Annotated in this window: 21 protein-coding genes and 1 pseudogene; 13 read left to right on the top strand and 9 right to left on the bottom strand. The window is 70.5% G+C overall.

Going from position 1 to position 25,569, the window contains the following annotated elements; translation table 11 throughout:
- Nucleotides 1-25: 25 nt before the first annotated feature.
- The gene (locus tag BSB02_RS21145; RefSeq protein ID WP_084960974.1) at nucleotides 26-646 is read left to right on the top strand and encodes a phosphatase PAP2 family protein; all 621 of its coding nucleotides are present in this window, start codon (nucleotides 26-28) and stop codon (nucleotides 644-646) included.
- On the opposite strand, the gene BSB02_RS21140 is transcribed toward BSB02_RS21145, so the two are convergent.
- The 5 genes from BSB02_RS21140 to BSB02_RS21120 all read right to left on the bottom strand — a co-directional run bounded on the left by BSB02_RS21140 (nucleotide 582) and on the right by BSB02_RS21120 (nucleotide 5,817).
- Nucleotides 582-1,745 (bottom strand): ROK family transcriptional regulator, encoded by a 1,164-nt coding sequence (locus BSB02_RS21140; protein WP_084960972.1) that lies wholly within the window; start codon nucleotides 1,743-1,745, stop codon nucleotides 582-584. The genes BSB02_RS21145 and BSB02_RS21140 overlap by 65 nt on opposite strands.
- 3 nt (nucleotides 1,746-1,748) lie before the next feature.
- Nucleotides 1,749-2,594: a carbohydrate ABC transporter permease gene (locus tag BSB02_RS21135; RefSeq protein ID WP_084960970.1), complete on the bottom strand. Its 846-nt coding sequence runs from the start codon at nucleotides 2,592-2,594 to the stop codon at nucleotides 1,749-1,751.
- Nucleotides 2,591-3,505, bottom strand: coding sequence for a carbohydrate ABC transporter permease (locus BSB02_RS21130; protein WP_084960968.1), 915 nt, complete (start codon nucleotides 3,503-3,505; stop codon nucleotides 2,591-2,593). The genes BSB02_RS21135 and BSB02_RS21130 overlap by 4 nt, the downstream gene beginning before the upstream one ends.
- Entirely contained in the window at nucleotides 3,502-4,869 is a 1,368-nt protein-coding gene (locus BSB02_RS21125; protein WP_084960966.1) for an ABC transporter substrate-binding protein, read from the bottom strand. Before BSB02_RS21125 ends, BSB02_RS21130 begins: the two co-directional genes overlap by 4 nt.
- Nucleotides 4,870-4,944: 75 nt before the next feature.
- On the bottom strand, nucleotides 4,945-5,817 hold the full coding sequence (locus BSB02_RS21120) for a sugar phosphate isomerase/epimerase family protein (protein ID WP_206184803.1): 873 nt from the start codon (nucleotides 5,815-5,817) through the stop codon (nucleotides 4,945-4,947).
- Between the two features lie 121 nt (nucleotides 5,818-5,938).
- Here BSB02_RS21120 and BSB02_RS21115 point away from each other — a divergent pair, with 121 nt between their 5' ends.
- The 3 genes and pseudogenes from BSB02_RS21115 to BSB02_RS43625 all read left to right on the top strand — a co-directional run.
- On the top strand, nucleotides 5,939-6,973 hold the full coding sequence (locus tag BSB02_RS21115) for a zinc-dependent alcohol dehydrogenase (protein ID WP_084960964.1): 1,035 nt from the start codon (nucleotides 5,939-5,941) through the stop codon (nucleotides 6,971-6,973).
- On the top strand, nucleotides 6,970-7,755 hold the full coding sequence (locus tag BSB02_RS21110; RefSeq protein ID WP_084960962.1) for a sugar phosphate isomerase/epimerase family protein: 786 nt from the start codon (nucleotides 6,970-6,972) through the stop codon (nucleotides 7,753-7,755). Before BSB02_RS21115 ends, BSB02_RS21110 begins: the two co-directional genes overlap by 4 nt.
- Nucleotides 7,755-8,933, top strand: a pseudogene (locus tag BSB02_RS43625) (MGH1-like glycoside hydrolase domain-containing protein); the annotation flags it as partial. The gene BSB02_RS21110 and the pseudogene BSB02_RS43625, both read left to right, overlap by 1 nt.
- A gap of 9 nt (nucleotides 8,934-8,942) precedes the next feature.
- Here the strand turns inward: BSB02_RS43625 and BSB02_RS21100 are convergent.
- Together BSB02_RS21100 and BSB02_RS21095 are read right to left on the bottom strand one after the other, a co-directional pair.
- Nucleotides 8,943-10,067 carry a zinc-binding dehydrogenase gene (locus BSB02_RS21100; protein ID WP_084960960.1) on the bottom strand — a complete coding sequence of 375 codons (1,125 nt, stop codon included), beginning with the start codon at nucleotides 10,065-10,067 and terminating at the stop codon, nucleotides 8,943-8,945.
- Complete coding sequence (locus tag BSB02_RS21095) at nucleotides 10,060-11,028, bottom strand: Gfo/Idh/MocA family protein (RefSeq protein ID WP_084961166.1); 969 nt, start codon at nucleotides 11,026-11,028, stop codon at nucleotides 10,060-10,062. The genes BSB02_RS21100 and BSB02_RS21095 overlap by 8 nt, the downstream gene beginning before the upstream one ends.
- A gap of 104 nt (nucleotides 11,029-11,132) precedes the next feature.
- On the opposite strand from BSB02_RS21095, the gene BSB02_RS21090 reads away from it, so the two are divergent.
- Genes BSB02_RS21090 through BSB02_RS21080 form a run of 3 tightly spaced genes read left to right on the top strand, consistent with a single transcriptional unit; the run spans nucleotide 11,133 to nucleotide 14,180 of the window.
- A complete protein-coding gene (locus tag BSB02_RS21090) occupies nucleotides 11,133-12,062 on the top strand; it encodes a glucosyl-3-phosphoglycerate synthase (RefSeq protein ID WP_084960958.1) in 930 nt (309 codons plus the stop codon).
- Complete coding sequence (locus BSB02_RS21085) at nucleotides 12,059-13,189, top strand: glycosyltransferase (RefSeq protein WP_084960956.1); 1,131 nt, start codon at nucleotides 12,059-12,061, stop codon at nucleotides 13,187-13,189. Before BSB02_RS21090 ends, BSB02_RS21085 begins: the two co-directional genes overlap by 4 nt.
- 43 nt (nucleotides 13,190-13,232) lie before the next feature.
- Nucleotides 13,233-14,180 carry a threonine ammonia-lyase gene (locus tag BSB02_RS21080; RefSeq protein ID WP_084960954.1) on the top strand — a complete coding sequence of 316 codons (948 nt, stop codon included), beginning with the start codon at nucleotides 13,233-13,235 and terminating at the stop codon, nucleotides 14,178-14,180.
- Here the strand turns inward: BSB02_RS21080 and BSB02_RS21075 are convergent.
- Nucleotides 14,170-14,775 carry a hypothetical protein gene (locus BSB02_RS21075; RefSeq protein ID WP_169729412.1) on the bottom strand — a complete coding sequence of 202 codons (606 nt, stop codon included), beginning with the start codon at nucleotides 14,773-14,775 and terminating at the stop codon, nucleotides 14,170-14,172. The two genes, BSB02_RS21080 and BSB02_RS21075, sit on opposite strands and share 11 nt — an antisense overlap.
- A gap of 12 nt (nucleotides 14,776-14,787) precedes the next feature.
- The gene (mscL, locus tag BSB02_RS21070) at nucleotides 14,788-15,210 is read right to left on the bottom strand and encodes a large conductance mechanosensitive channel protein MscL (RefSeq protein ID WP_084960952.1); all 423 of its coding nucleotides are present in this window, start codon (nucleotides 15,208-15,210) and stop codon (nucleotides 14,788-14,790) included.
- 206 nt (nucleotides 15,211-15,416) lie between these two features.
- On the opposite strand from mscL, the gene glgX reads away from it, so the two are divergent.
- The 6 genes from glgX to BSB02_RS21040 all read left to right on the top strand — a co-directional run bounded on the left by glgX (nucleotide 15,417) and on the right by BSB02_RS21040 (nucleotide 25,520).
- The gene (glgX, locus tag BSB02_RS21065) at nucleotides 15,417-17,510 is read left to right on the top strand and encodes a glycogen debranching protein GlgX (RefSeq protein ID WP_084960950.1); all 2,094 of its coding nucleotides are present in this window, start codon (nucleotides 15,417-15,419) and stop codon (nucleotides 17,508-17,510) included.
- Complete coding sequence (gene treY / locus BSB02_RS21060) at nucleotides 17,503-19,686, top strand: malto-oligosyltrehalose synthase (RefSeq protein ID WP_084960948.1); 2,184 nt, start codon at nucleotides 17,503-17,505, stop codon at nucleotides 19,684-19,686. The genes glgX and treY overlap by 8 nt, the downstream gene beginning before the upstream one ends.
- Nucleotides 19,676-21,385 carry a malto-oligosyltrehalose trehalohydrolase gene (gene treZ / locus BSB02_RS21055; protein WP_143590960.1) on the top strand — a complete coding sequence of 570 codons (1,710 nt, stop codon included), beginning with the start codon at nucleotides 19,676-19,678 and terminating at the stop codon, nucleotides 21,383-21,385. The genes treY and treZ overlap by 11 nt, the downstream gene beginning before the upstream one ends.
- A 165-nt stretch (nucleotides 21,386-21,550) precedes the next feature.
- Entirely contained in the window at nucleotides 21,551-22,528 is a 978-nt protein-coding gene (locus BSB02_RS21050) for an ABC transporter permease (protein ID WP_084961160.1), read from the top strand.
- Nucleotides 22,529-23,368, top strand: a complete 840-nt coding sequence (locus tag BSB02_RS21045; protein WP_084960946.1) for an ABC transporter permease — start codon at nucleotides 22,529-22,531, stop codon at nucleotides 23,366-23,368. It begins immediately after the preceding gene.
- Between the two features lie 79 nt (nucleotides 23,369-23,447).
- Entirely contained in the window at nucleotides 23,448-25,520 is a 2,073-nt protein-coding gene (locus BSB02_RS21040; RefSeq protein ID WP_158088693.1) for an ABC transporter ATP-binding protein, read from the top strand.
- Nucleotides 25,521-25,569: the final 49 nt, after the last annotated feature.

The raw sequence follows: 25,569 nt of genomic DNA, 5'->3' as shown, positions 1-25,569 counted from the left end.
GTTAGCGCCTCTCGTCACACTGGCCGTGGTCACCTTCGGGGTGGGCAAGGCCGTCACCGGGCTGGGAACCCCCGAGGCCGCGCCCATGCGCGAGCTGGCACGGGCCCGTACGCCCCTGCTCGACACGCTGAGCGACATCGGCTCCAGCCTGTCGGACACGCCGTACGTCGTGGCCATGACCGCGATCGCGGCGATCGCCTTCCGGCTGGCGTTCAAGCGCTGGCGGGAGTCGGTGTTCCTGGTCGTGGCGGTCTGGTCGCAGTCGCTGGTGTTCCTGGCCACCACCGAGCTGGTCGGCAGGAGCCGGCCCGAGGTGCCGCACCTGGACCCGGCGCCGCCCACCTCCAGCTGGCCCTCGGGCCACGTCAGCGCCGCGGTCTGCTTCTACGCCGGGGTCGCGATCGTGCTGACCCTGCACACCCGGCGCCCGTGGCACCCGCTGTGGTGGGCCGTCGGGACCTTGGCGCCGCTCGCGGTGGCCCTGTCGAGGCTCTACCGCGGCATGCACTACTTCTCCGACGTGCTGTGGGGGGTGCTGCTGGGCGCCGTGTGCCTGGCGGTGGCGGTCCGCGCGGTGCTGCTCAGGCGGAGCGAGCCAGCTCGGCGTCGACCGTCTCCGGCGCCAGCACGTGCTCCATCACCATGACCGCCGTGCCCACGATCCCCGACCGCTCGCCCAGCGCGCTGGTGGCGATCTCCAGGTTCCGCGTGGTGTACGGCAGGCTGCGCCGGTAGACGCTCTCGCGGATGCCCGTCAGGTAGTGCTCGCGCGTCTCGGCCATGTCGCCGGCCAGCACCAGCACGCCGGGGTTGAGCAGGCTGACGGCGGTCGCCAGCACCACGCCGAGCGTGCGGCCCGCCTCCTGGACGCGGGCGATCGCCGTCGGGTCGCCGGCCTGCACCAGCCGCACCACGTCGCGGCTGGACTCCTGGCCCAGGTCGGTGGCGATGGCGTTGCCGCTGGCCAGCGAGGCCACGCAGCCGCGCGAGCCGCAGGTGCACACCCGGTCGTCGGTCTCGCGCAGCCGTACGTGGCCGATGTTGCCCGCCGCCTCGTCCACGCCCCGGTAGATGCGGCCGTCCAGGACGATGCCGGCCCCGATCCCGGTGGAGACCTTGACCAGCAGCAGCGAGCGGGTCTCGCGCCAGCGCGCCCACCACTCGCCCAGCGCCATGGCCTTGGCGTCGTTCTCCACCAGGATCGGCACCGCCTCCAGGGCGGGCGCGTCGAACATCTCCCTGACCGCGTCCTTGATCGGATGGTCGTCCCAGCCGGGCATGAGGAAGGACCTGATCACCCGGCCCGAGGTGTGGTCGACCGAGCCGGGCAGGTCCAGGCCGATGCCGCGGACCTGGGTCTTGTCCCTGCCCGTGCGGTCCAACAGGCGCTGGAAGGCCTGCCGTACCCAGCTCATCACCCGATCGGGGCCCAGCTCGATGCGCATCTCCGTGTACTCCTCCGCCAGGGGGCGCGCGGCCAGGTCGGTCAGCGCCGCCCTGGCGTGGCTGGCGCCGAGGTCGGCGACCAGCACCAGGTGCCTGGTGGAGTCCACGTCGAGCACGCTCGGCGGCCTCCCGCCACCGGAGGACGCGACACCGGACTCGTGGATGTATCCCGCCTCGATGAGCCGGTCCACCCGCTCGGTGATGGTCGACCGGGACAGCCCCGTGAACTCGATCAGTTCTTTGCGGGTACGGCAGGAGCCCTCCCTGATGAGCTGGAGGACCTGCCCTGCCGTCAACATCTCCTACCCCTTCTCTGCTCCCGCCGTGAGCCCCTCGGTGAGAAGCCGCTCGCCGGCGAAGAACACCACCACGATGGGCAGTGTCAGGACAACTGATCCTGCCATGAGCACGGTCGTCGGGATCTCGATACTGCCGGCCAGCTGCGACAGCCCCAGCGAGACGGTCCACCTGTCCCTGCGCTCCACGAGGAAGAGCAGGGCGAACAGGAACTCGTTCCACGCGATCATGAAGGCGTACAGCCCCGTGGCCATGAGCGCGGGCTTGGACAGCGGCAGCACCACCCGCCAGATCGTGGAGATACGGCTGCAGCCGTCGATGGCCGCCGCCTCCTCCACGCTGGCCGGGACGGTCTCGAAGTAGTTGCGCAGCATGTACACGGTGACGGGGACCGTCTGGGCGATGTAGACCAGGATCAACCCGGGCAGCGAGCCCCGCAGCCCCAGCATCGTGAACAGCACGAACAGCGGGATGGCCAGCACGATCGCCGGGAACAGGTACACGGCCAGGAACAGGAAGTGCACCTGGCGGCGGCCGAAGAAGCTCAGCCTGGCCACCGCGTACGCGCCCGGGATCGAGATGAGCAACGTGATCACGACCGAGGAGACCGCCACGATCGCGCTGTTGCCCATGAACGTCAGGAAGCCCTGCCGCGTCAGGACGTCCTTGTAGGTGTCGAGGGTGAGGCGGTCGGGCAGCAGCGAGCCCGGATCGAGGATGAGCTCCTGGATGTCGCGGACCGACAGCGTCACCATGTAGAAGAACGGGAACGCGGTGGCCAGGAACAGCACGGCGATCGTCACCGGCCTGAGCACCCGCAGCAGGCTTCTTTCGAAGGCGTCTCTGCTCACGCCGTCCTCTCCTCCGCCTTGCCGAAGAACCGCAGGTACACCACCAGGAAGACGACCAGGACCACCGCCAGCACGATGGCCTGCGCCGCCGAGGCGCCGATGTCGTCGCGAGCGGTCAGGAAGTTGTAGACCCGCACGCTGACCACCTCGGTGCCCGCGCCGCCGCCCGTCAGCAGGTAGACGTCGTCGAACTTGGTGAAGGTGAAGACGAACCGCAGCACGCTGAGCAGGGCGATGATCCGCCACAGCTGCGGCATGATCACGTAGCGGAAGCGCTGCGTGGGCGTCGCCCCGTCCACCGTCGCCGCCTCCTCCAGCTCGTGGGGCATCGCCTGCAGGCGCGCCAGGATGAACAGGAAGGCGAAGGGGAAGTACCGCCACGCCTCGAAGGCGATCACGGTGAGCAGGGCGACGGGCACCTGGACGCCCAGGAAGGTGCCCCTGGCCTGGCTGAGGAACGCGATCGGCTCGCTGAGCCAGGTGTTGACGATGCCGTACTGGGGGTTGAGCATCACCTCCCACAGGAAGGCGACCGCCACGACGGGGGCGACGTAGGGGATGAGGATCGAGGCGCGCACGATCGTGCGGCCCTTGAACTTCTCTCGCAGGGCCAGGGCCGCGACCAGGCCGATCGCGATGGACAGCGCCGTCCCGGCGATCGTGTAGATCAGCGTGTTGGCCAGCGCCGACCAGAAGCCCGGCTCCTCCAGCACGTAGGTGAAGTTCTCCAGCGTGTAGTTGCCGAACAGGCCCGCCCGCCTGATGTTGATCAGGCGCACGTCCTGGAAGGCCAGCATGATCGCCCACAGCAGGGGGAGGACGACCACCACCAGCGTGATGAGCAGAGTGGGGGAGATGAGCAGGAGGCCGGCCCGGCCCTCCTGCTCTCTCAGGGTCCTGCTCTTGGTCATCCGCGGATCCCGCGCTTGATGGTCTCGACCTCGCTCTTGGCCTGCTGGGCGGCCTGCTGCGGGGTCAGCGAGCCGTCGACGACGCCGCTGAGCGCCTTGGGCACGGGCAGCTCGCCCATCGTGGCGCCCACGAGCTTGCCCTGGCCCTGGGGGATGCCCCAGCGTGCGAAGGTGTCGGGGCTCTTGCGCAGGGCCTCCAGCACGTCGGCGGGGTAGATCTCGGCCAGCGGCTTCTTGGTGTTCACGCCTGCGGGCAGCTTGTTCCACGCTTCGGCGAAGGTGGTCCTGGTGGGGAACTTGCCCTCGGGGGCCATGCCGATCCAGCGCTCGTAGCCCTCGTTCATCATGTAGGCGACGAACTTCTGGGCGGAGTCCTTGGCCGCGTCCCGGGTGATCACCCAGGAGACGATCTCGCCGTACTGGGCGGGCGCGGTCCCGTCGGGGCCCTTCAGCGCGGTCACGACGCCGGTGTTCTTGGCCAGCCACTCCTTGTCCTCGCGGCACTCGGGGCAGGAGGGCAGCGCGTCGTTGCGGAGCGAGGCCATCTCGTCGAGGATGAACGACGACCAGATGGTCATCGCGGCCTTGCCGGAGAAGTAGGTCGCCCGCGTGGTGTCGACGTCCTGCTTGCCCTTGACCGAGTAGTTCTTGGCCAGGTTCGAGTAGAACTCGAAGGCCCTGACGCACTGCGGGGAGTCGAGGGTGACGGTTCCGGCCTTGTCCACCAGCTCGCAGCCGTTGGCCAGGGCCACGTGCTCGAAGCTCTGCGCGGTGAAGGAGTCCTTCGGCGCGATGGCCAGCGTGATCCCCGCGACCCCGCCGGCGTTGAGCTCCTTGGCCGCCGCCTCCAGCCGCTCGTAGGTGTCCGGCGGCTGCAGCCCGGCCTTGTCGAACAGGTCCTTGCGGTAGAGGATCAGCTGCGCCCACCCGTCGCTCGGCACCGCCAGCAGCTTGCCGCCGGAGGTGTTGAGCTCCAGGGCGCGGGCCGAGAAGGTGCTGCGGCCGAGCTGGTCGACGACCTTGGCGGGGGTCTCGGTGTCGAGCAGGTCGTTGGCCTCCATCTCGCGGACGGCCGTCAGCGGCAGCGCGCCGATGACGTCGGGCAGCTCGCCCGCCGCGGCGGCGGCGGTGAGGGTCTGGCTGAACTGGTCCTCCGCCACCCCGACGAGCTTGACCCTGATCCCGGTCTTCTGCGTGAACTGGTCGGCGATCTGCTGCTGCACGGTCATGCGGTCGGCGAGGTTCTCCTCCGTCCACACCGTGATCTCGTTGGCGGCCTGCCGGTCCTCTTCGCCGCCGCCGCACGCGGCCAGGCCGGCGGCCAGCAGCGCGGCGGAGAGGACGGCGGTTACCTTGTGGGGCATGGCACGCTCCTCCGTACTCGAGGGCCGCCCCGCCGCACCCCGGCGAGGCTCCCTCTCCCAGGTGATGTGCCGCACTTACCCCATGACAAGCGGGCGCAACGTGCGGTAGGCGATACCGAGACCGCTTTGCACCCGACTCGTGCTCCCGCTCCAGACGGGGTCCTCGTGCTCGACCGACACGACGCCGTCGTAGCCGCCCTCCTGGAGGGCGTCGATCACCCGGACCCAGTCCACCTGGCCCCGTCCGGGCACCCGGTAGCGGTACCAGCCCTTCTCGCCGCTGACGGGCCCGTAGAAGCCGTAGCGGTCCAGCTTGCCCGGCAGGATCTCGGTGTCCTTGGCCTGCACGTGCGCGATCTGGGAGACGTACGGCACGGCCGCCGCGACGGGGTCGATGCCGAGCGCGACCAGGTGTGAGGGGTCGTAGTTGAGCTTGAGGCCGAGCGTGAACATCCACTCCCACAGCTCGGGGGAGTAGGCCAGGTTGCCCGGGTAGCCGTCGGGGTGCCACGACTTCATCGGGCAGTTCTCGATCATCAGCGTGACGCCGTGGCGCCTGCCGTACTCCACCAGCGGGCCGAAGACGTCGGCGGCGAGCTTGAGGTTGTCGGCGACCGTGCGGGCGGGGTCGCGCCCGATGAAGGTGCCCACCAGAGGGCAGCCCAGCGCGGCGGCTGCGTCGACGCACCGCATGAGGTGCTCGTTGACCTCGCGGTGGAGCAGGTTGTTCTCGTAGTAGGCCAGCGCCGAGAGCGTCAGGCCGGTCTCCTCGAAGATCTTCGCGACACGGGAGTACTCTGCTTCGTCGAAGGCGTCGGGTCTGATGTGATTTCGGTCATCCGTTGTGGGCCAGGCGGCGACTTCGAGCGCTTCGAAGCCCTGGCCGGCTGCCCAGTACGCGATGTCGCAAAGGTTGCTTTCCGGAAGACACGCTGTCAGGAATCCCAATTTCATCATGCTACCCTCCGACGAAAGCCGTAGACTTGTGAGTATCACCGGCGCAACTATCGCTTGACGAGACGCGCTAAATCCTTAACTTTTGTTTGATCAAAAAGCGTAAGTGTGGGCTATGCACGTCATAACTATTGAACAGCCCGGCGTCGTCAGCGTGCGCCTGGAACGCTCCCAGCCTCTCCAACCGGGCACCGTGCGAGTCCGCACGATCTACTCCGGCGTGTCCGCGGGCACCGAGCTGACCGCCTACCGGGGCACCAACCCCTACCTCAGCCGCAGGTGGGACGCCGAACGGCGGCTCTTCCTCGAGGGGCAGACCCACAGCTACCCGCTCGCCGGCTGGGGCTACCAGGAGGTCGGCGAGGTCGTCGAGGCCGCCCCCGACGTCGTCGACCCGCCCGTCGGCAGCCTCGTGTGGGGCATCTGGGGCCACCGAGAGGAGGCCGTGCTCCCCGCCGAGAAGCTGGCCGGGCACATGCTGCCCCCCGGCGTCGACCCGCTCGTGGGCGTCTTCGCCCGCGTGGGCGCCATCGCGCTCAACGCCGTCCACGCCGCCGACGTGCACCTGGGCGACCAGATGGCCATCTTCGGCCAGGGCGTCATCGGCCTGCTGGCCACCCGCCTGGCCCAGCTCAGCGGCGCCAGGGTGGTCGCCGCCGAGGGCATCCCCGCCCGGCTGGAGCTGGCCAGGCAGTTCGGCGCCGCCGAGGTCTTCGACGTGCTGACCGGCTCGTGCGCCGAGTTCGTGCGCAAGCGGATCGTCGGCGCCGACAGCGCCATCGAGCTGAGCGGCACCCACGCCGGCCTGCACGAGGCCATCAGGACCGTACGGCAGGGCGGCCGCGTCGTGGCGGCCGGCTTCTACCAGGGCGAGGGCGTCGGCCTGCGGCTGGGCGAGGAGTTCCACCACAACCAGGTCCAGCTGGTCTCCAGCCAGATCGGCGGCGTGGCCTCCTGGCTGGCGCACCGCTGGGACGTCGAGCGCCTCCAGCGCACGTTCATGGAGCTGGTCTACCGGGGCGAGGTCGACGTGCGCAGGCTGGTCACCCACGTGACCCCCGCCGGGCGCGCCGCCGAGGCGTTCGACCTGCTCGACAATCACGCGGCCGACGTGCTGCAGCTCGTCTTCACCTTCGAGGGGACCTCATGAAGCTCGCCGTCCAGGAACAGCTCCTGCCCGGGCGGACGCTGCAGGAGAAGTTCGCCTTCGCGCTCGAGGCCGGCTTCGACGCCATCGAGCTGCGCGGCAAGGGCGACTTCCACTTCGCCGGGCGGCTGACCGAGCTCAAGCGCGCGCTGGCCGACGGGGTCGTCATGCCGACGGTGTGCGTGGACATGCCGCACTTCATCGGCGACTTCGACCCGGCCAAGCGCAAGGACGCGGTCCAGCAGCTCAGGTCCCAGCTGTCGGTCATCGCCGAGCTGGGCGGCATCGGCGTGATGACCCCCGCCTCGTGGGGCCAGTTCTCCCGCCGCCTGCCGCCGTTCGAGCCGCCGCGCAGCGCCGAGGAGGATCGCAAGGTCCTGGCCGAGGCGCTGGGCATCCTGGGCGAGCACGCCGCGCGCAACGGCGTGCTCATCATGCTCGAGCCGCTCAACCGCTACGAGAACCACATGGTCAACACCCTGGCCGACGCCGTCTCGTACTGCGCCATGGACTCCATCAGGGTCGCCGGCGACACGTACCACATGAACATCGAGGAGGACGACCCCTGCCGCTCGCTGGCCGACGCCGCGCCGTACCTGGCCCACATGCAGATCAGCGAGTCCAACCGCAACCAGCCCGGCACCGGCCACATCGACTGGGGCGCGCAGCTGGCCACGCTCGACGCCGTCGGCTACGACGGCTACCTCGCGCTGGAGTGCAGGCTCCGGGGCGAACCGGAGATCGTCCTCCCCCAGACAGCAGCCTTCATCCGAAAGTTCCTGTGATGATCCTTCGAGATGCCGTCCGTGTGCTGGTCGCCAACTGGGACGGCAGCTACACCGTTCCCTCCCGGCGGCTGTACCCCCACCAGTGGAGCTGGGACTCGGCCTTCATCGCCATCGGCAACGCCCACTGGGCGCCCCGCCGGGCGCGAGCGGAGCTGCTGAGCCTGTTCGGCGCCCAGTGGCGGGACGGCCGGGTGCCGCACATCGTCTTCAACCCCGCGGTGCCCGAGGGGGCCTACTTCCCCGGGCCGGAGTTCTGGGAGGTGCGCGCCCCCTCGGGCAGCGCCACCTCCGGCATCGTGCAGCCGCCCGTCCACGCCCTGGCCGCCTGGCGGGTCCACCTGGCCGACCCCGACCCGGCGTTCCTGCGCAGGATCTACCCCAAGCTCGTGGCCCAGCAGGAGTTCCTGCGCACGGCCAGGCGCTCGGCCGAGGGGCTGATCTCGATCGTCCACCCGTGGGAGTCGGGCATGGACAACAGCCCGGCCTGGGACCTGCCGCTGGCGGCCGTCGTGGCCGGCCCGATGGGCGTCACCCGGCGCGACCTGGCCCACGTGAGCCCCGACGAGCGGCCCACCGACCGCGACTACGAGCGCTACACCGCCCTGGCCCGCGCCTACCGCGACACCGGCTACCGCCGCGCGGGCGCCTTCGAGGTGGAGTGCCCGCTGTTCAACGCCGCCTACGGCGTCGCCGAGGCCACCCTCGCCAAGATCGCCGCGGTGATCGGCGCCGACCCCGCGCCGCACGAGCGCGAGGCCGCCGCGACGACGGCCGCCATGGTCGAGCACCTCTACGACGACGGCCTGTTCCACGCCCGCGACCGGCGCTCCGGCTGCCTGCTGCGCTCCGGCAGCGCCGCCGGGCTGGTCCCGCTCATGCTGCCGGACCTGCCGCGCGAGGCGGCCGCCGCCCTCGTCGCCACCGCGCTGGACCGCTTCGAGCTGAAGCGCGGGCTGATCCCCAGCTTCGCGCCGGACATGCCGGAGTTCGACCCGGCCCGCTACTGGCGCGGGCCGAGCTGGATCAACCTCACCTGGCTGGTGTGGCAGGGCCTGCGCGAGCGCCGCCCCGACCTGGCCGGGCTGCTGGCCGGCGGCATGGTCAGGGCGGTCGCGCACGCGGGCTTCCGCGAGTACTTCGACCCCTTCACCCTCCAGGGGCACGGCTGCCGCGACTTCAGCTGGTCAGCCGCCCTCGTCCTCGACGTCGCCGCACAGCACGGCCTGGACGGTGTGGCGCCTCCTGGCCGCCAGGTCGCGGAGGAAATCCGGAGCCTGCGCGAAGCCCACCATGTCGGTGACCAGGTGCCGGCGTAGCAGGCCGCCCCGCTCGCGCAGCAGGCCGATCGTCTCGTGGGACAGCCGTTCGCGGTCCCAGGCGTGGGCCAGCCCGCGCGGCACCCGGCCGATCTGGGCGCACCTGATGGCCAGGCCGTTGTGGTGGAACTCCTCGCCGAGCCGTACCTCCCCGGCGCCGCCGGTGTAGAAGGCCAGGTCGACCACGGTGCCCTGCGGGCGCAGCAGTTTCAGAGCCAGGGCCAGCGCCCTGGCCTGTCCCCGGCACTGGAAGACGACGTCCGCGCCCCTGTCGTCGGGCGCGTGCCGCCAGCGCCGCTTGAGCTCCACGGCCGGATCCTGCTCGGCCGTCATGGTGCCGAGCCCCAGCGCCTCCGCGATGCTCAGCCGCTCGGGCGTCTCGTCCACCACCACGACCTCGGCCGCGCCCCGGGTCTCGGCGAACAGCGCCACCAGCAGCCCCACCACGCCGGCGCCCGTGACCACCACCCGCCGCCCGCGCACGCCGTCGCCGAGATCCTGCACGGCCGGGCCGTGCAGGTCGTGCGCGGCGTGCAGCAGCCCGTTGGCGCAGATGGGGCCCATGTGGGCGACGTAGATGCCCAGCAGGTCGTCCAGGTCGCCGGGCAGCACGACGAACCGGTCGGCCATGGGGTCGGCGACGTACCCGGTGCGGTGGCCGTAGGCCATCGCCACCCGGGCCCCTTCCTCCACGGCCCGGGTGCGGCTGGCGACGACCCGCCCGACCTGCATGTACCCGATCCCGCGCACCGGATAGCCGATGCCGGGCTCGCCCGGCAGGAACAGCCCGAGCGCCCGGTCCCAGCTGGCCGACAGGTACGGGTTGGTGCCCTTGACGTAGGTCAGCTCGGTGCCGGCCGACACGCCGCTGTAGAGGGTCTCGACCTGGAAGCCGCCCTCGGGCACCTCGGGCAGCTTCTCCTCGGCCCAGACCACCTCGCCGGGCGCCTCGACGCTCAGCACGCGGGCGATCTGCTGACTGTGCTCAGTCATCGAGCATCACCGGCCCGCGCTCGGCCGCCGACCGCGCCACCGCCAGGGCCAGCCGGTGGGTCCGCAGCGCCTCGCCGTACGGCACGCGCACGTCGGCGGGCCGGCCCTGGACGGCGTTGACGAACTCCCGGTCGATGCGGACCTTGGCCTGGCCCGGATCGTCGTAGGAGGTCCGGCCGTCGACCAGCAGCCGCGTCTCGCTGACGTCCAGCGCCAGCCCCTCGGCGTGCACTTCCAGCCCGATCCGGTGCTTGTGCTCCAGCAGGCAGCTGGCCGCCAGCAGCCCGGCCGCCCCGCCGCGGAAGCGCATCACCGCCGCCGTGGCCCGGTCGACCTCGCCGTCGGCGGTGTTGCCGGCCGGTACGGCATGCACCATCTCCACCTCGCCGACGAGCACGCGGGCCAGGTCCAGGACGTGTACGGCCTGCTCGACCACCTGGCCGCCGGACATGTCGCGGCGCAGCCACCAGGCCACCGGCGGCACCTTGTCCAGCCAGTGGCCGAGCGCCAGCCGGATTTCGCGGCCGTCGAGCAGATCCCGGGCGCGGTCCAGAACGTCTAAGTAACGCCAGTGATGGCCCACGGCCGACGGCAGGCCGCGGCGCTCCAGCTCCGCTGAGATCTTTTCGGCGGTCGCGAGATCCAACGCAAGTGGCTTCTCGACAAATATCGGCACATTACATGACAAAGTGTCAAGTTCTGGGTTACCGTGCGCGAAGGGAGGAACGCAGACGTAGACCGCATCGAGTCCGCCGGCATCCAGAAGGTCGGCGTGGCCGCCGTACGCGGGAGCTCCGTGCCGCGTGGCCAGGGCTTCGGCCCTGCGGAGATCCGTGTCGGCGATTCCGGCGATCACCACGTCGGAAAAGCCCGACAGCACTTCCGCGTGGCGGGCCGCCACGTTTCCGGCGCCGATGAGACCGATTCGGGTTTTCGGGGTCCCTCGAGTACTAGGCGTCATGGTCGGCATATCCCACTCATGCCCTTCGACAAACGAGACATGTTCGAAGAGCACCCGCCGGGGCAGATGCAGCGACCAGGACCTGAGAGATCGGGGCAGACTGCATGGAAAGTGAAGCACTTAAGTGGCTGGGCCCGCACACCAGCACCGCCGCCGACTGGCCGCTCGACCGGCTGCTGGCCGCCAAGGGCGGCAGCACGGTCAGCGTCGTGCTCCCCGCACGCAACGAGGAGCGCACGGTCGGCGTCATCGTCTCGGCCATCGTCCGGGACCTGACCGGTCTGGTGGACGAGGTGCTGGTGGTGGACTCACGCTCCACCGACGCCACCGCGGCCGTGGCGGCCGCGGCCGGGGCCCGGGTGGTGCACCAGGACGCCGTCCTGCCACACCTTCCCCCCATGTCGGGTAAGGGCGAGGCCCTGTGGAAGGGTCTGGCCGCCTCCAGGGGCGAGCTGGTGGTCTTCATCGACGCCGATCTGCGCAACTTCGGCTCGCACTTCGTCACCGGCCTGCTCGGGCCGCTGCTGACCGACCCGTCCATCCACTACGTCAAGGCCGCCTACGACCGGCCGCTCGGCAGCAAGCCCGGCGAGGGCGGCCGGGTGACCGAGCTGGTGGCGCGGCCGCTGCTCAACCTCTTCTGGCCGGAGCTGGCCGGCTTCATCCAACCGCTCGGCGGCGAGTACGCCGGGCGCCGCCGGGTGCTGGAACAGGTGCCCTTCGTCACCGAGTACGGCGTGGAGACGGCGCTGCTCATCGACCTGCTCGGGCTCATCGGGCTGGACGCCATGGCCCAGGTCGACCTGGGCTGCCGCGAGCACAGCCACCAGTCCACCGCGGCGCTGGGCCGGATGGCCGGGCAGATCCTGCTCACCGCCTGGTCGCGGCTGGAACGCGACGGGCGCATCGTCGCCTCGGAACCCCCGGCCACCACGCTGCTGCAGTTCGGTCTGGACCGGGTCCCCACCACGACCTCCGTCGCCGTCGCCGAGCGGCCCCCGCTCGCTTCGATCGTCATGAGGGAGGCCGCATGAAGGTGCTCATGAACGCCGGGCCGTGGCTGCCCGTCCCGCCCAGCGGGTACGGCGGGATCGAGAACGTCGTCGCCACGCTGGTGCCCCCGCTGCGGGCCCGCGGCGTGGAGGTGGTGCTGGCCTCGGTGGGCGAGAGCGCCATCGAGGTCGACGAGCTCGTCAGCGTCTTCGACGAGGGCCAGTTCCGCCACCTGCAGAAGCCCTACAACCAGGTCATGGGCCTGGCGCACGCCCACCAGGCCCGCGTGGTGGCGGAGCTGCGCCGCCGCGACGACATCGACCTGGTCCACGACCACCTGGAGGTCGTGGGCCCGGCCGTGCTGTCGGCCTTCCGCGGCGGCTCGGGCGGGCCGCCCGTCCTGCACACGCTCCACTGGGACCTGCGCAAGCATCCGGCCTTCTACGGCGCGTGGCCGGCCGGGATCGCCGTCAACGGCGTCTCCCGCTCCCAGCTGGAACGGGCGCCCAGGGCGCTGCGCGAGGCCGCGCTCGGCGCGATCCATCTCGCCACGCCGCTCGCCGACGCCCCCGTCACCGCCCCGCGCGAGGAGCACCTCGTCGTCATGGGGCGGATCTGCGGGCTCAAGGGCCAGCACATCGCCGCCCGGGTGTGCCAGAAGCTCGGCCTGCCGCTGGTGCTCGCCGGGCCGGTCAGCGGGCTGAACACGCCCGCGGAGCTCGACCGGGTGCTGAGCGACCCCGAACACCCCCTGCACGGCCATCCCGACGTCCGCTACCACCAGGAGGAGGTCTCCCGCTACCTCGACGGGGACCTGGTGCGGTGGATCGGTGGCGTCGGCGGCCCCGACCGCGACCGCGTCTACGCCTCGGCCCGCGCCGCGCTCTTCCCCATCCAGTGGGACGAGCCGGGCGGGACGGCGGTGGTGGAGGCCATGGCGCTCGGCATCCCGCCGATCGGCTTCCGCCGGGGCTGCCTGCCGGAGCTGATCGACCACGGCCGCACCGGCTTCCTGGCCGACACCGAGGAGGAGCTGGCCGAGCTCGTCCTGCGGGCCGAGGAGATCGACCCGGAGGAGTGCAGGAGGGAGGCGCGCGCCCGGTTCTCCCCCGGCGTGATGGCCGACCGCTACCTGGAGATGTACGAGAGGGTGATCGGGCGGGCCTAGGGCCGCCCCGGCGGCGGCCGGCGCCCGCTTCTAGGGTGGAGCCATGGATCTCCACGACATCCGCGCCGCCGCCACCCGCATCGCCCACGTCGCCGTGCGCACCCCGCTCGTCCGCTGCGGCGACCTGTGGGTCAAGCCGGAGAGCCTGCAGCGCGTGGGCTCCTTCAAGATCAGGGGAGCGTTCAACGCGGTCGCGGCGCTGCGGCCCTCGGGCGTCGTCACGCACTCCTCCGGCAACCACGGCCAGGCGCTGGCCTACGCCGCGCGGGAGGCGGGCGTGCCGTGCACCGTCGTAGTCCCGGAGGGCACGCCCCGGGTCAAGGTGGAGGCGATCAGATCGTTCGGGGCCACGCTGGTGGTCGTGCCGCCCGACCAGCGGGTGATCGCCGCCGAGAAGCACGCCGCCGACCAGGGCCTGACGCTGATCCCTCCCTACGACCACCCGGCGGTGATCGCCGGGCAGGGGACCATCGGGCTGGAGATCATCGCCGACCTGCCCGACGTGGAGGTCGTCGTCGTCCCGGTCAGCGGCGGAGGGCTCGCCTCGGGCATCGCGACCGCGGTCAAGGAGCTGAGCCCCGCGACCCGCGTTTACGGCGTCGAGCCCGAGCTGGCGGCGGACGCGGCGGAGTCGCTGGCGGCCGGGCGCCGGGTGTCGTGGGAGGCGGCCCGCACGTTCCGCACGATCGCCGACGGGCTGCGCGCCGACCTGTCGGACCTGACGTTCTCGATCCTGCGGGCCCGGCTGGACGGCATCGTCACGGTGAGCGAGGAGGAGATCCGCGCCGCCATGCGGCACCTGGCGTTCAGGGCCCGCCTGGTCGCCGAGCCGAGCGGGGCCGTGGCGACCGCGGCCGTGCTGGCGGGCAAGGTGGAGGCGGGCAGGGTGCCGGCGGGCCGTACGGTGGCCATCGTGTCGGGCGGCAACGTCGACCCGGACCTGTACCGGGAGGCGCTGAACGAGGAGGAGCCCGCGGGCCTCAGGAGGTGACCGGCGACCAGGAGTGGCGGCCGAGGAAGGCGCGCTCCCCGGTGGCGTACTCCGCGAACGCCCGCCGTACCTCCGCCAGCTCCGCCACCGTCGCCCGGCGTAGGACGCCCTCCTTGTACTCCAGCTCGTACTCCGGCTCGTCCCCGGGCGAGACCTGGATGAAGTGGCTGCCGAACACCACGAGGGCGGCGAAGGGGTTGGCGGGCGACAGGGTGCCCAGCACGTCGTGGACCAGCCCGAGGTCGGGATCGACGACGACCATGCCGTCTCCGGTGTGCAGTTGCATGCCCGGGTGGACGCCCAGCGGCCCGAGGTTGTGGACGAGGTCGCGCTGCGGGTCGTAGCAGACCAGCCCGAGCGCCCGGGCGGCGGCGAAGGCGTGGTTGGAGACCTGGTCCATCTCCTCGGGTGTCATGGTGACGAGCGCGGCGCCGGGGAAGGTCGTCACGTGCCCGGGCAGTTCCTCGGCCAGCCGCGCCAGCCCGCCGTCCCTGGCCGGCGACGGCGCGGTCTCCCGCAGCGTCCGGTGCGCCTCGCGGGCGCGCTCCCGGGAGACCGGCCCGTCCTCGCGCCACACCAGCAGCTCAACGCTCACCCTGCCATTGTGTCAGGCAGGCGGCTTCTCGCTCTCCGGCACGAGCTCCACCGTGCAGAACGCACACCGCCGGGCCTCGACCGGGATGTCGCTCAGGCACTCGGGGCACTTCTTCTCGGTGGCCTCCTTGTGCCTGTCGAACAGGCTGACCAGGCGGTTCATCGGCACGACGATCAGCCAGTAGACGATGGCGGAGATGATCAGGAAGCTGATCAGATGGTTGAGGAAGTCGCCGTATTTGAACTGGCTGCCGTTGATCGTGAAGCTGTACTGGGAGAAGTCCGGCTGCCGCCCGCCGGTGAGGGCGCCGATCAGCGGGGTGACGAGGTCGCGGACCAGCGCCTGCACCAGGCCGCTGAAGGTGGCGCCCACGACGACGGCGATGGCCAGCTCGACGAGGTTGCCGCGTAACAGGAATTTCTTGAACCCACCCATGCCCACGCAAAGTTGCCACGAGGGAGCGGATCAAACGCCGCCGGCCGCGGTATGGCGTGGCCGAAGACTTGACCAGCCGCATCGGCACGGTGAATCCGCACGTCAGCCCCCTGATGACTAAGATCGGCAGGCGCCGCCCACGAAGCCGGGCTCTAGGCAGTCGTCGGGTCCTGGGTGAACATGGTGCAGAGCGCAAGGGAGCCTTGATGCACGAGATCTGGCCTGGAGACCCCTACCCTCTCGGCGCCACCTACGACGGCGCGGGCACCAACTTCGCGCTCTACACCGAGGCGGCCGACCGCGTGGAGCTGTGCCTGTTCGACGAGGCCAACGCCGAGACGCGGGTCACGCTCACCGAGTGCGAGGGCTTCGTCTGGCACGGCTACCTGCCCGGCGTCGGCCCCGGCCAGCGGTACGGCTACCGCGTCCACGGCCCCTACGACCCGGCCCGCGGCCTGCGCTGCAACCCGGCCAAGCTGCTGATCGACCCCTACGCCAAGGCCATCGAGGGCGACGTGCGCTGGGACGAGGCGGTGTACGGCTACCGCTTCGGCGCTCCCGACTCGCGCAACGACAAGGACTCCGCGCCCTACGTGCCGCGCTCCATCGTGATCAACCCGTTCTTCGGCTGGGGGCACGACCGGCCGCCGGCCACGCCGTACCACGACACGGTCATCTACGAGGCCCACGTCAGGGGCCTGACCATCCGCCACCCGAAGATCCCCGAGCGCATCCGCGGCACCTACGCGGCGCTGGGCCACCCGGAGATCCTCGACCACCTGACCAGGCTGGGCGTGACCGCGATCGAGCTGATGCCGGTCCACCAGTTCGTCACCGAGCAGCACCTGGTGGAGCGCGGCCTGACGAACTACTGGGGCTACAACACCCTCGGCTTCTTCGCCCCGCACAACCGCTACTCCAGCCAGGGCCAGCGCGGCGGGCAGGTGCTGGAGTTCAAGGCCATGGTCAGGGCGCTGCACGAGGCCGGCATCGAGGTCATCCTCGACGTCGTCTACAACCACACGGCCGAGGGCAACCACATGGGCCCGACGCTGAGCTGGCGCGGTATCGACAACCAGAACTACTACCGGCTGGTCGACGGCGACCCGCGCTACTACATGGACACCACGGGCACCGGCAACAGCCTGCTCATGCGCAGCCCTCACGCGCTTCAGATGATCATGGATTCGCTGCGCTACTGGGTCATCGAGATGCACGTGGACGGCTTCCGCTTCGACCTGGCCTCCACGCTGGCGCGCGAGCTGCACGAGGTGGACCGGCTGAGCGCCTTCTTCGACCTGGTGCAGCAGGATCCCGTGCTGTCGCAGGTGAAGCTGATCGCCGAGCCGTGGGACGTGGGCCCGGGCGGCTACCAGGTCGGCAACTTCCCCTCCCGGTGGACCGAGTGGAACGGCCGCTACCGCGACACCATCCGCGACCTGTGGCGGGGCCAGCCGGCGACGCTGCCGGAGTTCGGCAGCAGGCTCACCGGCTCCAGCGACCTGTACCAGGACGACAGCAGGCGCCCCGCCGCCTCGATCAACTTCGTCACCTGCCACGACGGGTTCACCCTTACCGACCTGGTGTCCTACAACGCCAAGCACAACGAGGCCAACGGCGAGGGCAACCGCGACGGCGCCGACGACAACCGCTCGTGGAACTGCGGCGAGGAAGGCCCCGCGGGCCCGGCGATCCAGGCCCTGCGCGAGCAGCAGAAACGCAACTTCCTCACCACGCTGTTCGTCTCGCAGGGCGTGCCGATGCTCAGCCACGGCGACGAGCTCAACCGCACCCAGCGGGGCAACAACAACGCCTACTGCCAGGACAACGAGATCAGCTGGGTCGACTGGTCCGACGTCAAGGGCAACTGGCTGCTGATGGAGTTCACCGCCCGGCTCGCCAAGCTGCGCCGCGAGCACCCGGTCTTCCGCCGCCGCCGCTTCTTCTATGGCCGCCCGGTGCGCGGCCTGGAGGACATCGCCTGGCTCACCCCGGCGGGCGAGCCGATGACCGACGCGGACTGGAACGTCGGCTACGCCAGGTCGCTGGCGGTCTTCCTGAACGGCGAGGCCATCACCGAGCCCGACCGCATGGGCCGGCGCATCGTGGACGACTCCTTCCTGCTGCTGTTCAACGCCCACCACGACACGATCAAGTTCACCGTCCCCAAGGACTACGGGGACATGTGGCTGACCGAGATCGACACCGCGATGCCGATCACCGTGGAGACGCGGGTCTGCCGCGCGGGTGAGCACGTGCCCGTGAACGGACGATCGGTGAGGGTGCTGCGCCGTGTCTAGTGCCAGTCAGAGGCCCATCTCGACCTACCGGGTCCAGCTCACCCCCGACTTCGGCTTCGCGCAGGTCGCCGACCTCGCCCCCTACCTGCGCGACCTGGGCGTCAGCCACGTCTACCTCTCGCCGGTGCTGCAGGCGACGCCGGAGTCCAGGCACGGCTACGACGTGGTGGACCATTCGCGCATCCGCGAGGAGTTCGGCGGGGCCAAGGGCTTCAAGGAGATGGCCGAACGGCTGGCCGCCGGCGACCTGGCCATCGTGCTCGACATCGTGCCCAACCACATGACCGTGCCGGTGCCCGAGTCCGGCAACGCCCAGCTGTGGTCGGTGCTCAAGGACGGCGCGGCCTCGCCGTACGCCAGGTGGTTCGACATCGAGTGGGTCGACGGGAAGGTGGCGATGCCGGTCGTCGGCGACGACACCGAGCCCGTCGTGGACGGCGACGTGCTGCGCTACCACGACCACGTGTTCCCCCACCCCGGGCACTACCGGCTCGTCGACTGGCGCGAGGGGCCGGGGTACCGCCGCTTCTTCGACGTCTCCTCCCTGATCGGGCTGCGGGTGGAGGACCCGGAGGTGTTCTTCGCCACCCACGAGGTGATCTTCTGGCTCCTGGACGAGGGGCTGGCCGAGGGGCTGCGGGTCGACCACCCGGACGGGCTGGCCGACCCGCGCGGCTATCTGGCCCGGCTGCGCAAGCGCAGCGGCGGCGTGTGGACCGTCGTGGAGAAGATCCTCGTCGGCGACGAGCGGCTGCCCGCCGACTGGGCGTGCGACGGCACCACCGGTTACGAGGCGCTCAACCGGATCACCCGGCTGTTCGTCGACCCCGAGGCCCGGCCGCGGCTGGTCGAGCTGTTCCGCGAGATGACCGGCTGGCCCGCGGACTACCAGCCGGTCATGCTCGACGCCAAGCGCGAGGTCATCGACCTGTTCTTCAAGGCCGAGGTGGGGCGGCTGGCCCGGGCCGCCGGGGCGGCGCCCGAGGCCGTCGCCGAGCTGCTGGTGGCCATGCCGGTCTACCGGACCTACGTCGTGCCGGGGGAGGAGCCGCCGCCCGAGGCCGTCGCGATCGTCGAGCGGGCCGCCGCCACCTGCTCGCCCGCCGTCCGGCCGCTGGCCGAGAAGGTCCTGTACGGCCCGGCCGAGGTGATCACGCGCTTCCAGCAGACCTCCGGCCCGGTCATGGCCAAGGGCGTGGAGGACACGGCGCTGTACCGCTGGTTCCCGCTGTCGTGCCTGAACGAGGTGGGCGGCGAGCCGGACCACTTCGGCATCGAGGCCGAGGACTTCCACGACTTCTGCCTGTCGCTGCCGCCGTACACGATGACCACGCTGTCGACCCACGACACCAAGCGGTCGGAGGACGTGCGCGCCCGGCTGGCGGTGCTGTCGGAGATGCCCGACACGTGGGCCGAGACCGTGCGCGGCTGGGCCCGCCAGGTGCGCTTCGACCCCCACCTGGACTACCTGGCCTGGCAGAACCTCATGGCCGCCTGGCCCATCTCGGTCGAGCGCTTCACCGACTACCTGCTCAAGGCGGCGCGGGAGGCCAAGACCCGCACGTCGTGGGTGCGTCCCGACCCCGCCTACGAGGACGGGCTGCGCGAGTTCGCCCGCCGGGCGATGGAGATGCCCGTCGGCGAGTTCACCGCGTTCGTCGACCGCTACGCGGTGAGCAACTCGCTCGGGCAGAAGCTCGTGCAGCTCATGATGCCCGGCGTGCCCGACGTCTACCAGGGCAACGAGACGACCGACTTCTCCCTCGTCGACCCCGACAACCGGCGCCCGGTCGCCTACCCGCGCGTGCCGGTGTCGGACTGGGACGCGGCCAAGCTGCTGCTCACCTCCCAGGCGCTGCGGCTGCGCCGCCGGCTGGACGCGGCGGCGCCGTACACGCCGCTGTTCGCCGACGGCGAGCGGGCCCGGCACGTGGTCGCCTTCGCCCGCGGCTGGCTGTCCGGCCCGGAACGGCACCGCCCGGACGGCGCCGCGGTCGCCGTGGCCACCCGCTTCCCGGTACGGCTGGCGGCCTCCGGCTGGGGCGCCACGACGCTGATGCTGCCCACGGGCGCCTGGCGGGACCTGCTGACGGGCGCCACGCACACCGGCAAGATCCCCCTCGCGCATCTCCTGAGCAGGTATCCGGTCGCACTCCTGGAGAGACATGATCTTTGAAGTCTGGGCGCCGAAGGCCACGACGGTCGAGATCGAGGTCGACTCACGCCGCCATGCCATGGCCCGGCGGGACGGGGGCTGGTGGAGCGCCGAGGTCGGCGGGGCGGGGCACGGATCGGCCTACGCCTACCTGGTCGACGGCCAGGGCCCCTACCCGGACCCGAGGTCGCGGCGGCAGAAGGACGGCATCTTCGGCCCCAGCACGGTCTACGACCACGCCAGGTTCACCTGGGAGGACCACGACTGGACGGGACGCGACCTGCGCGGCTCGGTGATCTACGAGCTGCACGTCGGCTGCTTCACCCCCGAGGGCACCTTCCAGGCGGCCGTCGGCAAGCTGCCGCACCTGGTGGAGCTGGGCGTCGACTTCGTGGAGATCATGCCCGTGGCGCCGGTGCCCGGCACGCGCAACTGGGGGTACGACGGGGTCGACCTGTTCGCGGTGACCGAGAACTACGGCGGGCCCGACGGGCTGAAGACGTTCGTGGACGCCTGCCACCGCGCCGGGCTGGGCGTCGTCCTCGACGTCGTCTACAACCACCTCGGCCCGTCGGGCAACTTCCTGGGCGCCTTCGGCCCGTACCTGACCGGCACGCAGGGCAGCTACTGGGGCGAGGCGGTCAACCTCGACGGCCCCGGCTCCGACGAGGTGCGGCGCTACTTCATCGACAACGCGGTGCAGTGGCTGCGCGACTACCACGTCGACGGGCTGCGGCTGGACGCCGTCCACGCGCTGCACGACAAGCGGGCCACGCACTTCCTCGCCGAGCTGGCCGACGAGGTCGACGCGCTGGCCTGCGCGGTGGGCCGCCCGCTCACGCTGATCGCCGAGTCCGACCTCAACGACCCGCGGATGGTCACGCCCAGGGAGGCCGGCGGGCTGGGCATGACCGCCCAGTGGAACGACGACGTGCACCACGCCCTGCACGCGAACGTGACGGGGGAGAGCCACGGCTACTACGCCGACTTCGCCTCCCCGGCCGCCCTGGCCAAGGCGCTCACCAAGGGCTTCGTGCACGACGGCGGCCACTCCTCCTTCCGCGGCCGCTCGCACGGCGCGCCGTACCACGGGCCGCGGCACCGGCTGGTGTGCTGCGCCCAGAACCACGACCAGGTCGGCAACCGGCCGCGCGGCGACCGGCTCACCCCCGCCCAGCTCCGGCTGACCGCGGCGCTGCTGCTGACCTCGCCGTTCACGCCGATGCTGTTCATGGGGGAGGAGTGGGGCGCCCGCTCGCCGTTCTACTTCTTCACCGACCACGAGGATCCGGCGCTGCGCGAGGGCGAGGGCGAGCGCAGGCGGCGGGAGTTCGAGGGGTTCGGCTACGAGTGGGACGCGCCCGAGCCCGGCGATCCGGAGACCTTCGAGCGCTCCAAGCTGGACTGGGAGGAGCTCAAGCTGGAGGAGCACTGGTCGCTGCTGTGCTGGTACCGCGACCTGATCGCGCTCCGTAAGGCGCTGCCCGAGCTGACCGATCCCCGTCCGGGCAGTGTGGAGGCCGAGCCGGACCCCGACGGGCAATGGTTTGCAATGCGCCGGGGTTCACTCTCCGTAGTCATAAATTTTTGTCCCAATCCTGTGACATATCGCCTCTCAGAAGTACCATGCATATTGCTCGCTGATGAGGGCGTTTCCGCTGGTCAGGATGGGCTGCGTCTCCCCCCGCAAAGCGTCGTGATCTTTCGCGCGGTGACGTGACCGTTATAGTCAGCCGAGCTGACTGTTACATTTCTACGGGTACTCTGCGCATTGGCGTCATGGGCGCGTCAAGGGATTTTCAAGATGCTTTGACGTTGTCCCGTGCTGGGGGTGGCCTTCGTCAAGGGGGTCAACCGATCCCCCGTCCAGTGCGATCGGAGGGTGATGGGCAAGTACCTGCTGCGCAGGTTGGCGATGAACGCCGTCTTGGTTGCGATCGCGGCAAGCCTGGCCTACATGCTCGCCGCCACGACCATGAATCCTCGTGCCTCCTATGAGGGCCGCCAACCTCCCGTCCCGGAAGCGGTCATCGACGCGACGCTCGACGCCTACAACCTCAACGACAAGACGCCGGTCTTCGAGCGTTACGTCACCTGGGCGTCCGGCGTCGTGACCGGCGACTTCGGCAAGACCTGGAACGGCGCCTCGGTCAACGACGAAATGGGCCGCCGGATCGGCGTGAGCCTCCGCCTGCTGCTCATCGGCACCATCCTGGGCTTCGCCATCGGCGTGATCCTGGGGGCCTACTCGGCGGTCAAGCAGTACAAGATCCAGGACCGAATAATCGGGGTCAGCTCCTTCGTCGTGATGGCCGTCCCGGTGTTCGTGCTGGCCACGCTGCTGGCCATCGCGACCTACAACCTCAACAGAGGGCTCGGGTTCACGCTGATCGAGTACACCGGCGAGTACAACCCCCGCCTGTCGGGCTGGGACCAGTTCCTCAACAGGCTCAACCACCTGATCCTGCCGACGATCTCGCTCAGCGTGGGGTCCATCGCCTTCTACAGCCGCATCCAGCGCAACATGATGCTCGACGTGCTGGGCCAGGACTTCGTGCGCACGGCGATGGCCAAGGGCCTGCGGCGCAGGACCGCGCTGTTCAAGCACGCGCTGCGCACCGCGCTGATCCCGTCGGCGACCTACTTCGCCTTCGCCCTCGGCACGGTCTTCGTCGGCGCGATCTTCACCGAGAAGATCTTCGCCTGGCACGGCATGGGCGCCTGGCTGGTCGACGCCATCAACCAGAACGACGTCAACTCCGTCGCCGCGGTGAGCCTGTTCACCGCCGCGTGCATTCTGCTGGCCGCCTTCATGTCCGACCTGCTGGTGGCGGCCCTCGATCCTCGGGTGCGGGTGAGCTAGATGCGGTCCAAGGTCGTCCTCGCGCGACTCGTCCGTAACAGGCAGGCGCGGTACGGGTCCATCGCGCTGCTGCTCCTGGTCCTCCTGGCCTACGTCGGCCCCTTCTTCGGCCAGTACGAGTGGACCGACAAGGACTTCATGGCGTTCCTGTCGCCGCCGTCGGCCGACCACTGGTGGGGTACGACCACGATCGGCCAGGACATGTACGCGATCACGCTGCGCGGCATGCAGAAGTCGATCATCATCGGCCTGCTGACGGCGCTCATCGCGACCACGCTCGCGGCGATCGTCGGCGCCTTCGCCGGGTACTTCGGCGGCTGGGTCGACAGGGTGCTGATGTGGGGCGTCGACCTGCTGCTCGTGCTGCCGAGCTTCCTCATCATCGCGATCGTCTCGCCCCGGCTGAAGAACGCCTCGTGGCTGTGGTTCGTGGTGCTGCTGGCCGTCTTCGCCTGGATGATCACCTCCCGGGTGGTGCGCAGCATGACGCTGTCGCTGCGCGAGCGGGAGTACGTGCAGGCCGCCCGCTACATGGGCATCCCGCAATGGAAGATCATCTTCCGGCACGTCGTCCCCAACCTGTCGTCCCTGCTGATCATCGACGCCACGCTGAACGTCAGCGGCGCGGTCATCGGCGAGGCCGCCCTGTCCTTCTTCGGCTTCGGCATCCAGCCGCCGGACGTGTCGCTCGGCACCCTCATCGCCGAGGGCGCCCGCAACGCCACCGGCTACCCCTGGCTGTTCGTCTTCCCCTCCGGGATGCTGGTGGCCCTCGTGCTGAGCATCAACCTCATCGGCGACGGACTGCGCGACGCGCTCGACCCCGGGAGCAACACGTGAGCGAGCTTGTCGAGCGAACCAATAAGCACAGCAGCCCATGGGCTCACGCGGCCGACGAGCCGCTAGGCGAGGAGGTCAGATGAGCCCCATCCTCGAGGTCAACGACTTGACGGTCACCTTCCCCGGCGGCATCCAGGCCGTCCGCGGCGTGAGCTACCAGGTCTCGCGCGGAGAGGTGCTCGGCATCGTCGGCGAGTCCGGCTCCGGCAAGTCGGTCACCTCGCTGGCCGTCATGGGGCTGCTGCCCAAGAACGCCGTCATCAGCGGCTCGGTCAGGCTCCACGGGCGCGAGCTGCTCGGCATGGACGAGGACGAGCTGGTCAGGGTCCGCGGCAAGGCCATCAGCATGATCTTCCAGGACCCGCTGTCGGCCTTCACGCCCGTCTACACCATCGGCGACCAGCTGGCCGAGGCGGTGCGCATCCACCAGAAGGTCGGCAAGGACAAGGCGTTCAAGCGGGCGATCGAGCTGCTCGACCTCGTCGGCATCCCGCACCCGACCGTGCGGGCCAAGGCCTTCCCGCATGAGTTCTCCGGCGGCATGCGCCAGCGCGCCATGATCGCCATGGCCATCGCCAACGACCCCGACCTGCTGATCTGCGACGAGCCCACCACGGCGCTGGACGTGACGATCCAGGCCCAGATCCTGGACGTGCTCAAGACCGCGCAGCGGGAGACCGGCGCGGGCATCGTCATGATCACGCACGATCTGGGCGTCATCGCCGGCATGGCCGACCGCGTGCTGGTGATGTACGCGGGCCGCCCGGTCGAGGAAGGCCGCGTCGACGACATCTACTACCGGCCGCGCATGCCGTACACGATGGGCCTGCTCGCCTCGATCCCGCGCGTCGACGGCGCCGAGGGCCCGCTGGTGCCGATCGAGGGGGCGCCGCCCTCGCCCAAGAACCTGCCGCCGGGCTGCCCCTTCGCGCCACGATGTCCCATGCGCATCGACGCCTGCGAGCAGGAGGAGCCGCCGCTGGTCACCATCGGCGACGGCCGCCACGTGGCGTGCATCCGCTCGCGCGAGATCGAGCACAAGAACCTCTCCAGCACCGACGTCTACCCCGTGCCGGTGATCCCGCCCAGCGACATCCAGCGGGTGCCGCGCGAGCAGCGGGCCAAGGTGCTGGAGCTGGACAACCTCGTCCGCCACTACCCGCTGATGAAGGGCGCGGTGTTCAAGCGGCGCGTCGGCACCGTGCACGCGGTCGACGGCATCAGCTTCGACATCGTCGAGGGCGAGACGCTGGCGTTGGTGGGCGAGTCGGGCTGCGGCAAGACCACCACCCTGCAGCAGATCATGCAGCTGGAGCCGCCGCAGGACGGCCGCATCGTCGTGCTCGGCAAGGACAGCGCCAAGCTCGACAAGGCCTCGCGCAAGGCGCTGCGCCGCGACCTGCAGATCGTCTTCCAGGACCCGATGGCCGCCCTCGACCCGCGCATGCCGGTCGGCGACATCGTCGCCGAGCCGCTGCGCGCCCACGGGCAGAAGAACGTTTCCGCCAAGGTGGTGGAGCTGCTGGAGCTCGTCGGCCTCGCGGCCGAGCACGCCGAGCGCTACCCGCAGCACTTCTCCGGCGGCCAGCGCCAGCGCATCGGCATCGCCCGGGCCCTCGCGCTCGAACCCAAGGTGCTCGTCCTCGACGAGCCCGTCTCCGCCCTCGACGTCTCCATCCAGGCCGGTGTGATCAACCTCCTGGAGGAGCTGAAGAACAGGCTCGGCCTGTCCTACCTGTTCGTGGCGCACGACCTGGCCGTGGTCCGGCATCTGGCCGACCGCGTCGCGGTCATGTACCTCGGCCGCATCGCCGAGATCGGCACGGTCGAGAACGTCTACGACAGGCCGGCACACCCCTACACGCAGGCGCTGCTGTCGGCGATCCCGCTGCCCGACCCCGAGATGGAGCGGACCCGCAAGCGGATCATCCTCGAAGGCGACCTGCCCAGCCCGGCCGACCCGCCATCGGGCTGCCGGTTCCGCACCCGCTGCCCGAAGTTCGCCCGGCTCAGCGAGCACGAGCGGCGGCGGTGTGTGGAGGAAGAGCCCGTAGTCATCAAGCTGGCGAACGCCGTCGACCATGGCGCCGCCTGCCACTACGCGGAGGAGATCGAGGTCATCCCGGCCTCGGACGATCTGGAGGAGAAGTGAAGGTTCGTTTCCGGGCTGCGGCGGCAGTCGCCGTTCTCGCCCTGGCTGT

Source organism: Thermoactinospora rubra, from assembly GCF_002093975.1.
In the GTDB taxonomy this organism is placed as follows: Bacteria; Actinomycetota; Actinomycetes; order Streptosporangiales; family Streptosporangiaceae; genus Nonomuraea; species Nonomuraea rubra_A.
The sequence above is the reverse complement of the archived record's forward strand: the minus strand, read 5'-3'. Positions and strand labels throughout refer to the sequence as shown.

Excerpts from the sequence above, each read along its gene's own strand:
- BSB02_RS21140 (WP_084960972.1), bottom strand. The coding sequence starts at position 1,745 with ATGTTGACGGCAGGGCAGGTCCTCCAGCTCATCAGGGAGGGCTCCTGC.
- BSB02_RS21130 (WP_084960968.1), bottom strand. The coding sequence starts at position 3,505 with ATGACCAAGAGCAGGACCCTGAGAGAGCAGGAGGGCCGGGCCGGCCTC.
- BSB02_RS21125 (WP_084960966.1), bottom strand. The coding sequence starts at position 4,869 with ATGCCCCACAAGGTAACCGCCGTCCTCTCCGCCGCGCTGCTGGCCGCC.
- BSB02_RS21115 (WP_084960964.1), top strand. The coding sequence starts at position 5,939 with ATGCACGTCATAACTATTGAACAGCCCGGCGTCGTCAGCGTGCGCCTG.
- BSB02_RS21110 (WP_084960962.1), top strand. The coding sequence starts at position 6,970 with ATGAAGCTCGCCGTCCAGGAACAGCTCCTGCCCGGGCGGACGCTGCAG.
- BSB02_RS21100 (WP_084960960.1), bottom strand. The coding sequence starts at position 10,067 with ATGACTGAGCACAGTCAGCAGATCGCCCGCGTGCTGAGCGTCGAGGCG.
- BSB02_RS21095 (WP_084961166.1), bottom strand. The coding sequence starts at position 11,028 with ATGACGCCTAGTACTCGAGGGACCCCGAAAACCCGAATCGGTCTCATC.
- BSB02_RS21090 (WP_084960958.1), top strand. The coding sequence starts at position 11,133 with ATGGAAAGTGAAGCACTTAAGTGGCTGGGCCCGCACACCAGCACCGCC.
- BSB02_RS21085 (WP_084960956.1), top strand. The coding sequence starts at position 12,059 with ATGAAGGTGCTCATGAACGCCGGGCCGTGGCTGCCCGTCCCGCCCAGC.
- BSB02_RS21080 (WP_084960954.1), top strand. The coding sequence starts at position 13,233 with ATGGATCTCCACGACATCCGCGCCGCCGCCACCCGCATCGCCCACGTC.
- mscL (WP_084960952.1), bottom strand. The coding sequence starts at position 15,210 with ATGGGTGGGTTCAAGAAATTCCTGTTACGCGGCAACCTCGTCGAGCTG.
- glgX (WP_084960950.1), top strand. The coding sequence starts at position 15,417 with ATGCACGAGATCTGGCCTGGAGACCCCTACCCTCTCGGCGCCACCTAC.
- treZ (WP_143590960.1), top strand. The coding sequence starts at position 19,676 with ATGATCTTTGAAGTCTGGGCGCCGAAGGCCACGACGGTCGAGATCGAG.
- BSB02_RS21050 (WP_084961160.1), top strand. The coding sequence starts at position 21,551 with ATGGGCAAGTACCTGCTGCGCAGGTTGGCGATGAACGCCGTCTTGGTT.
- BSB02_RS21045 (WP_084960946.1), top strand. The coding sequence starts at position 22,529 with ATGCGGTCCAAGGTCGTCCTCGCGCGACTCGTCCGTAACAGGCAGGCG.
- BSB02_RS21040 (WP_158088693.1), top strand. The coding sequence starts at position 23,448 with ATGAGCCCCATCCTCGAGGTCAACGACTTGACGGTCACCTTCCCCGGC.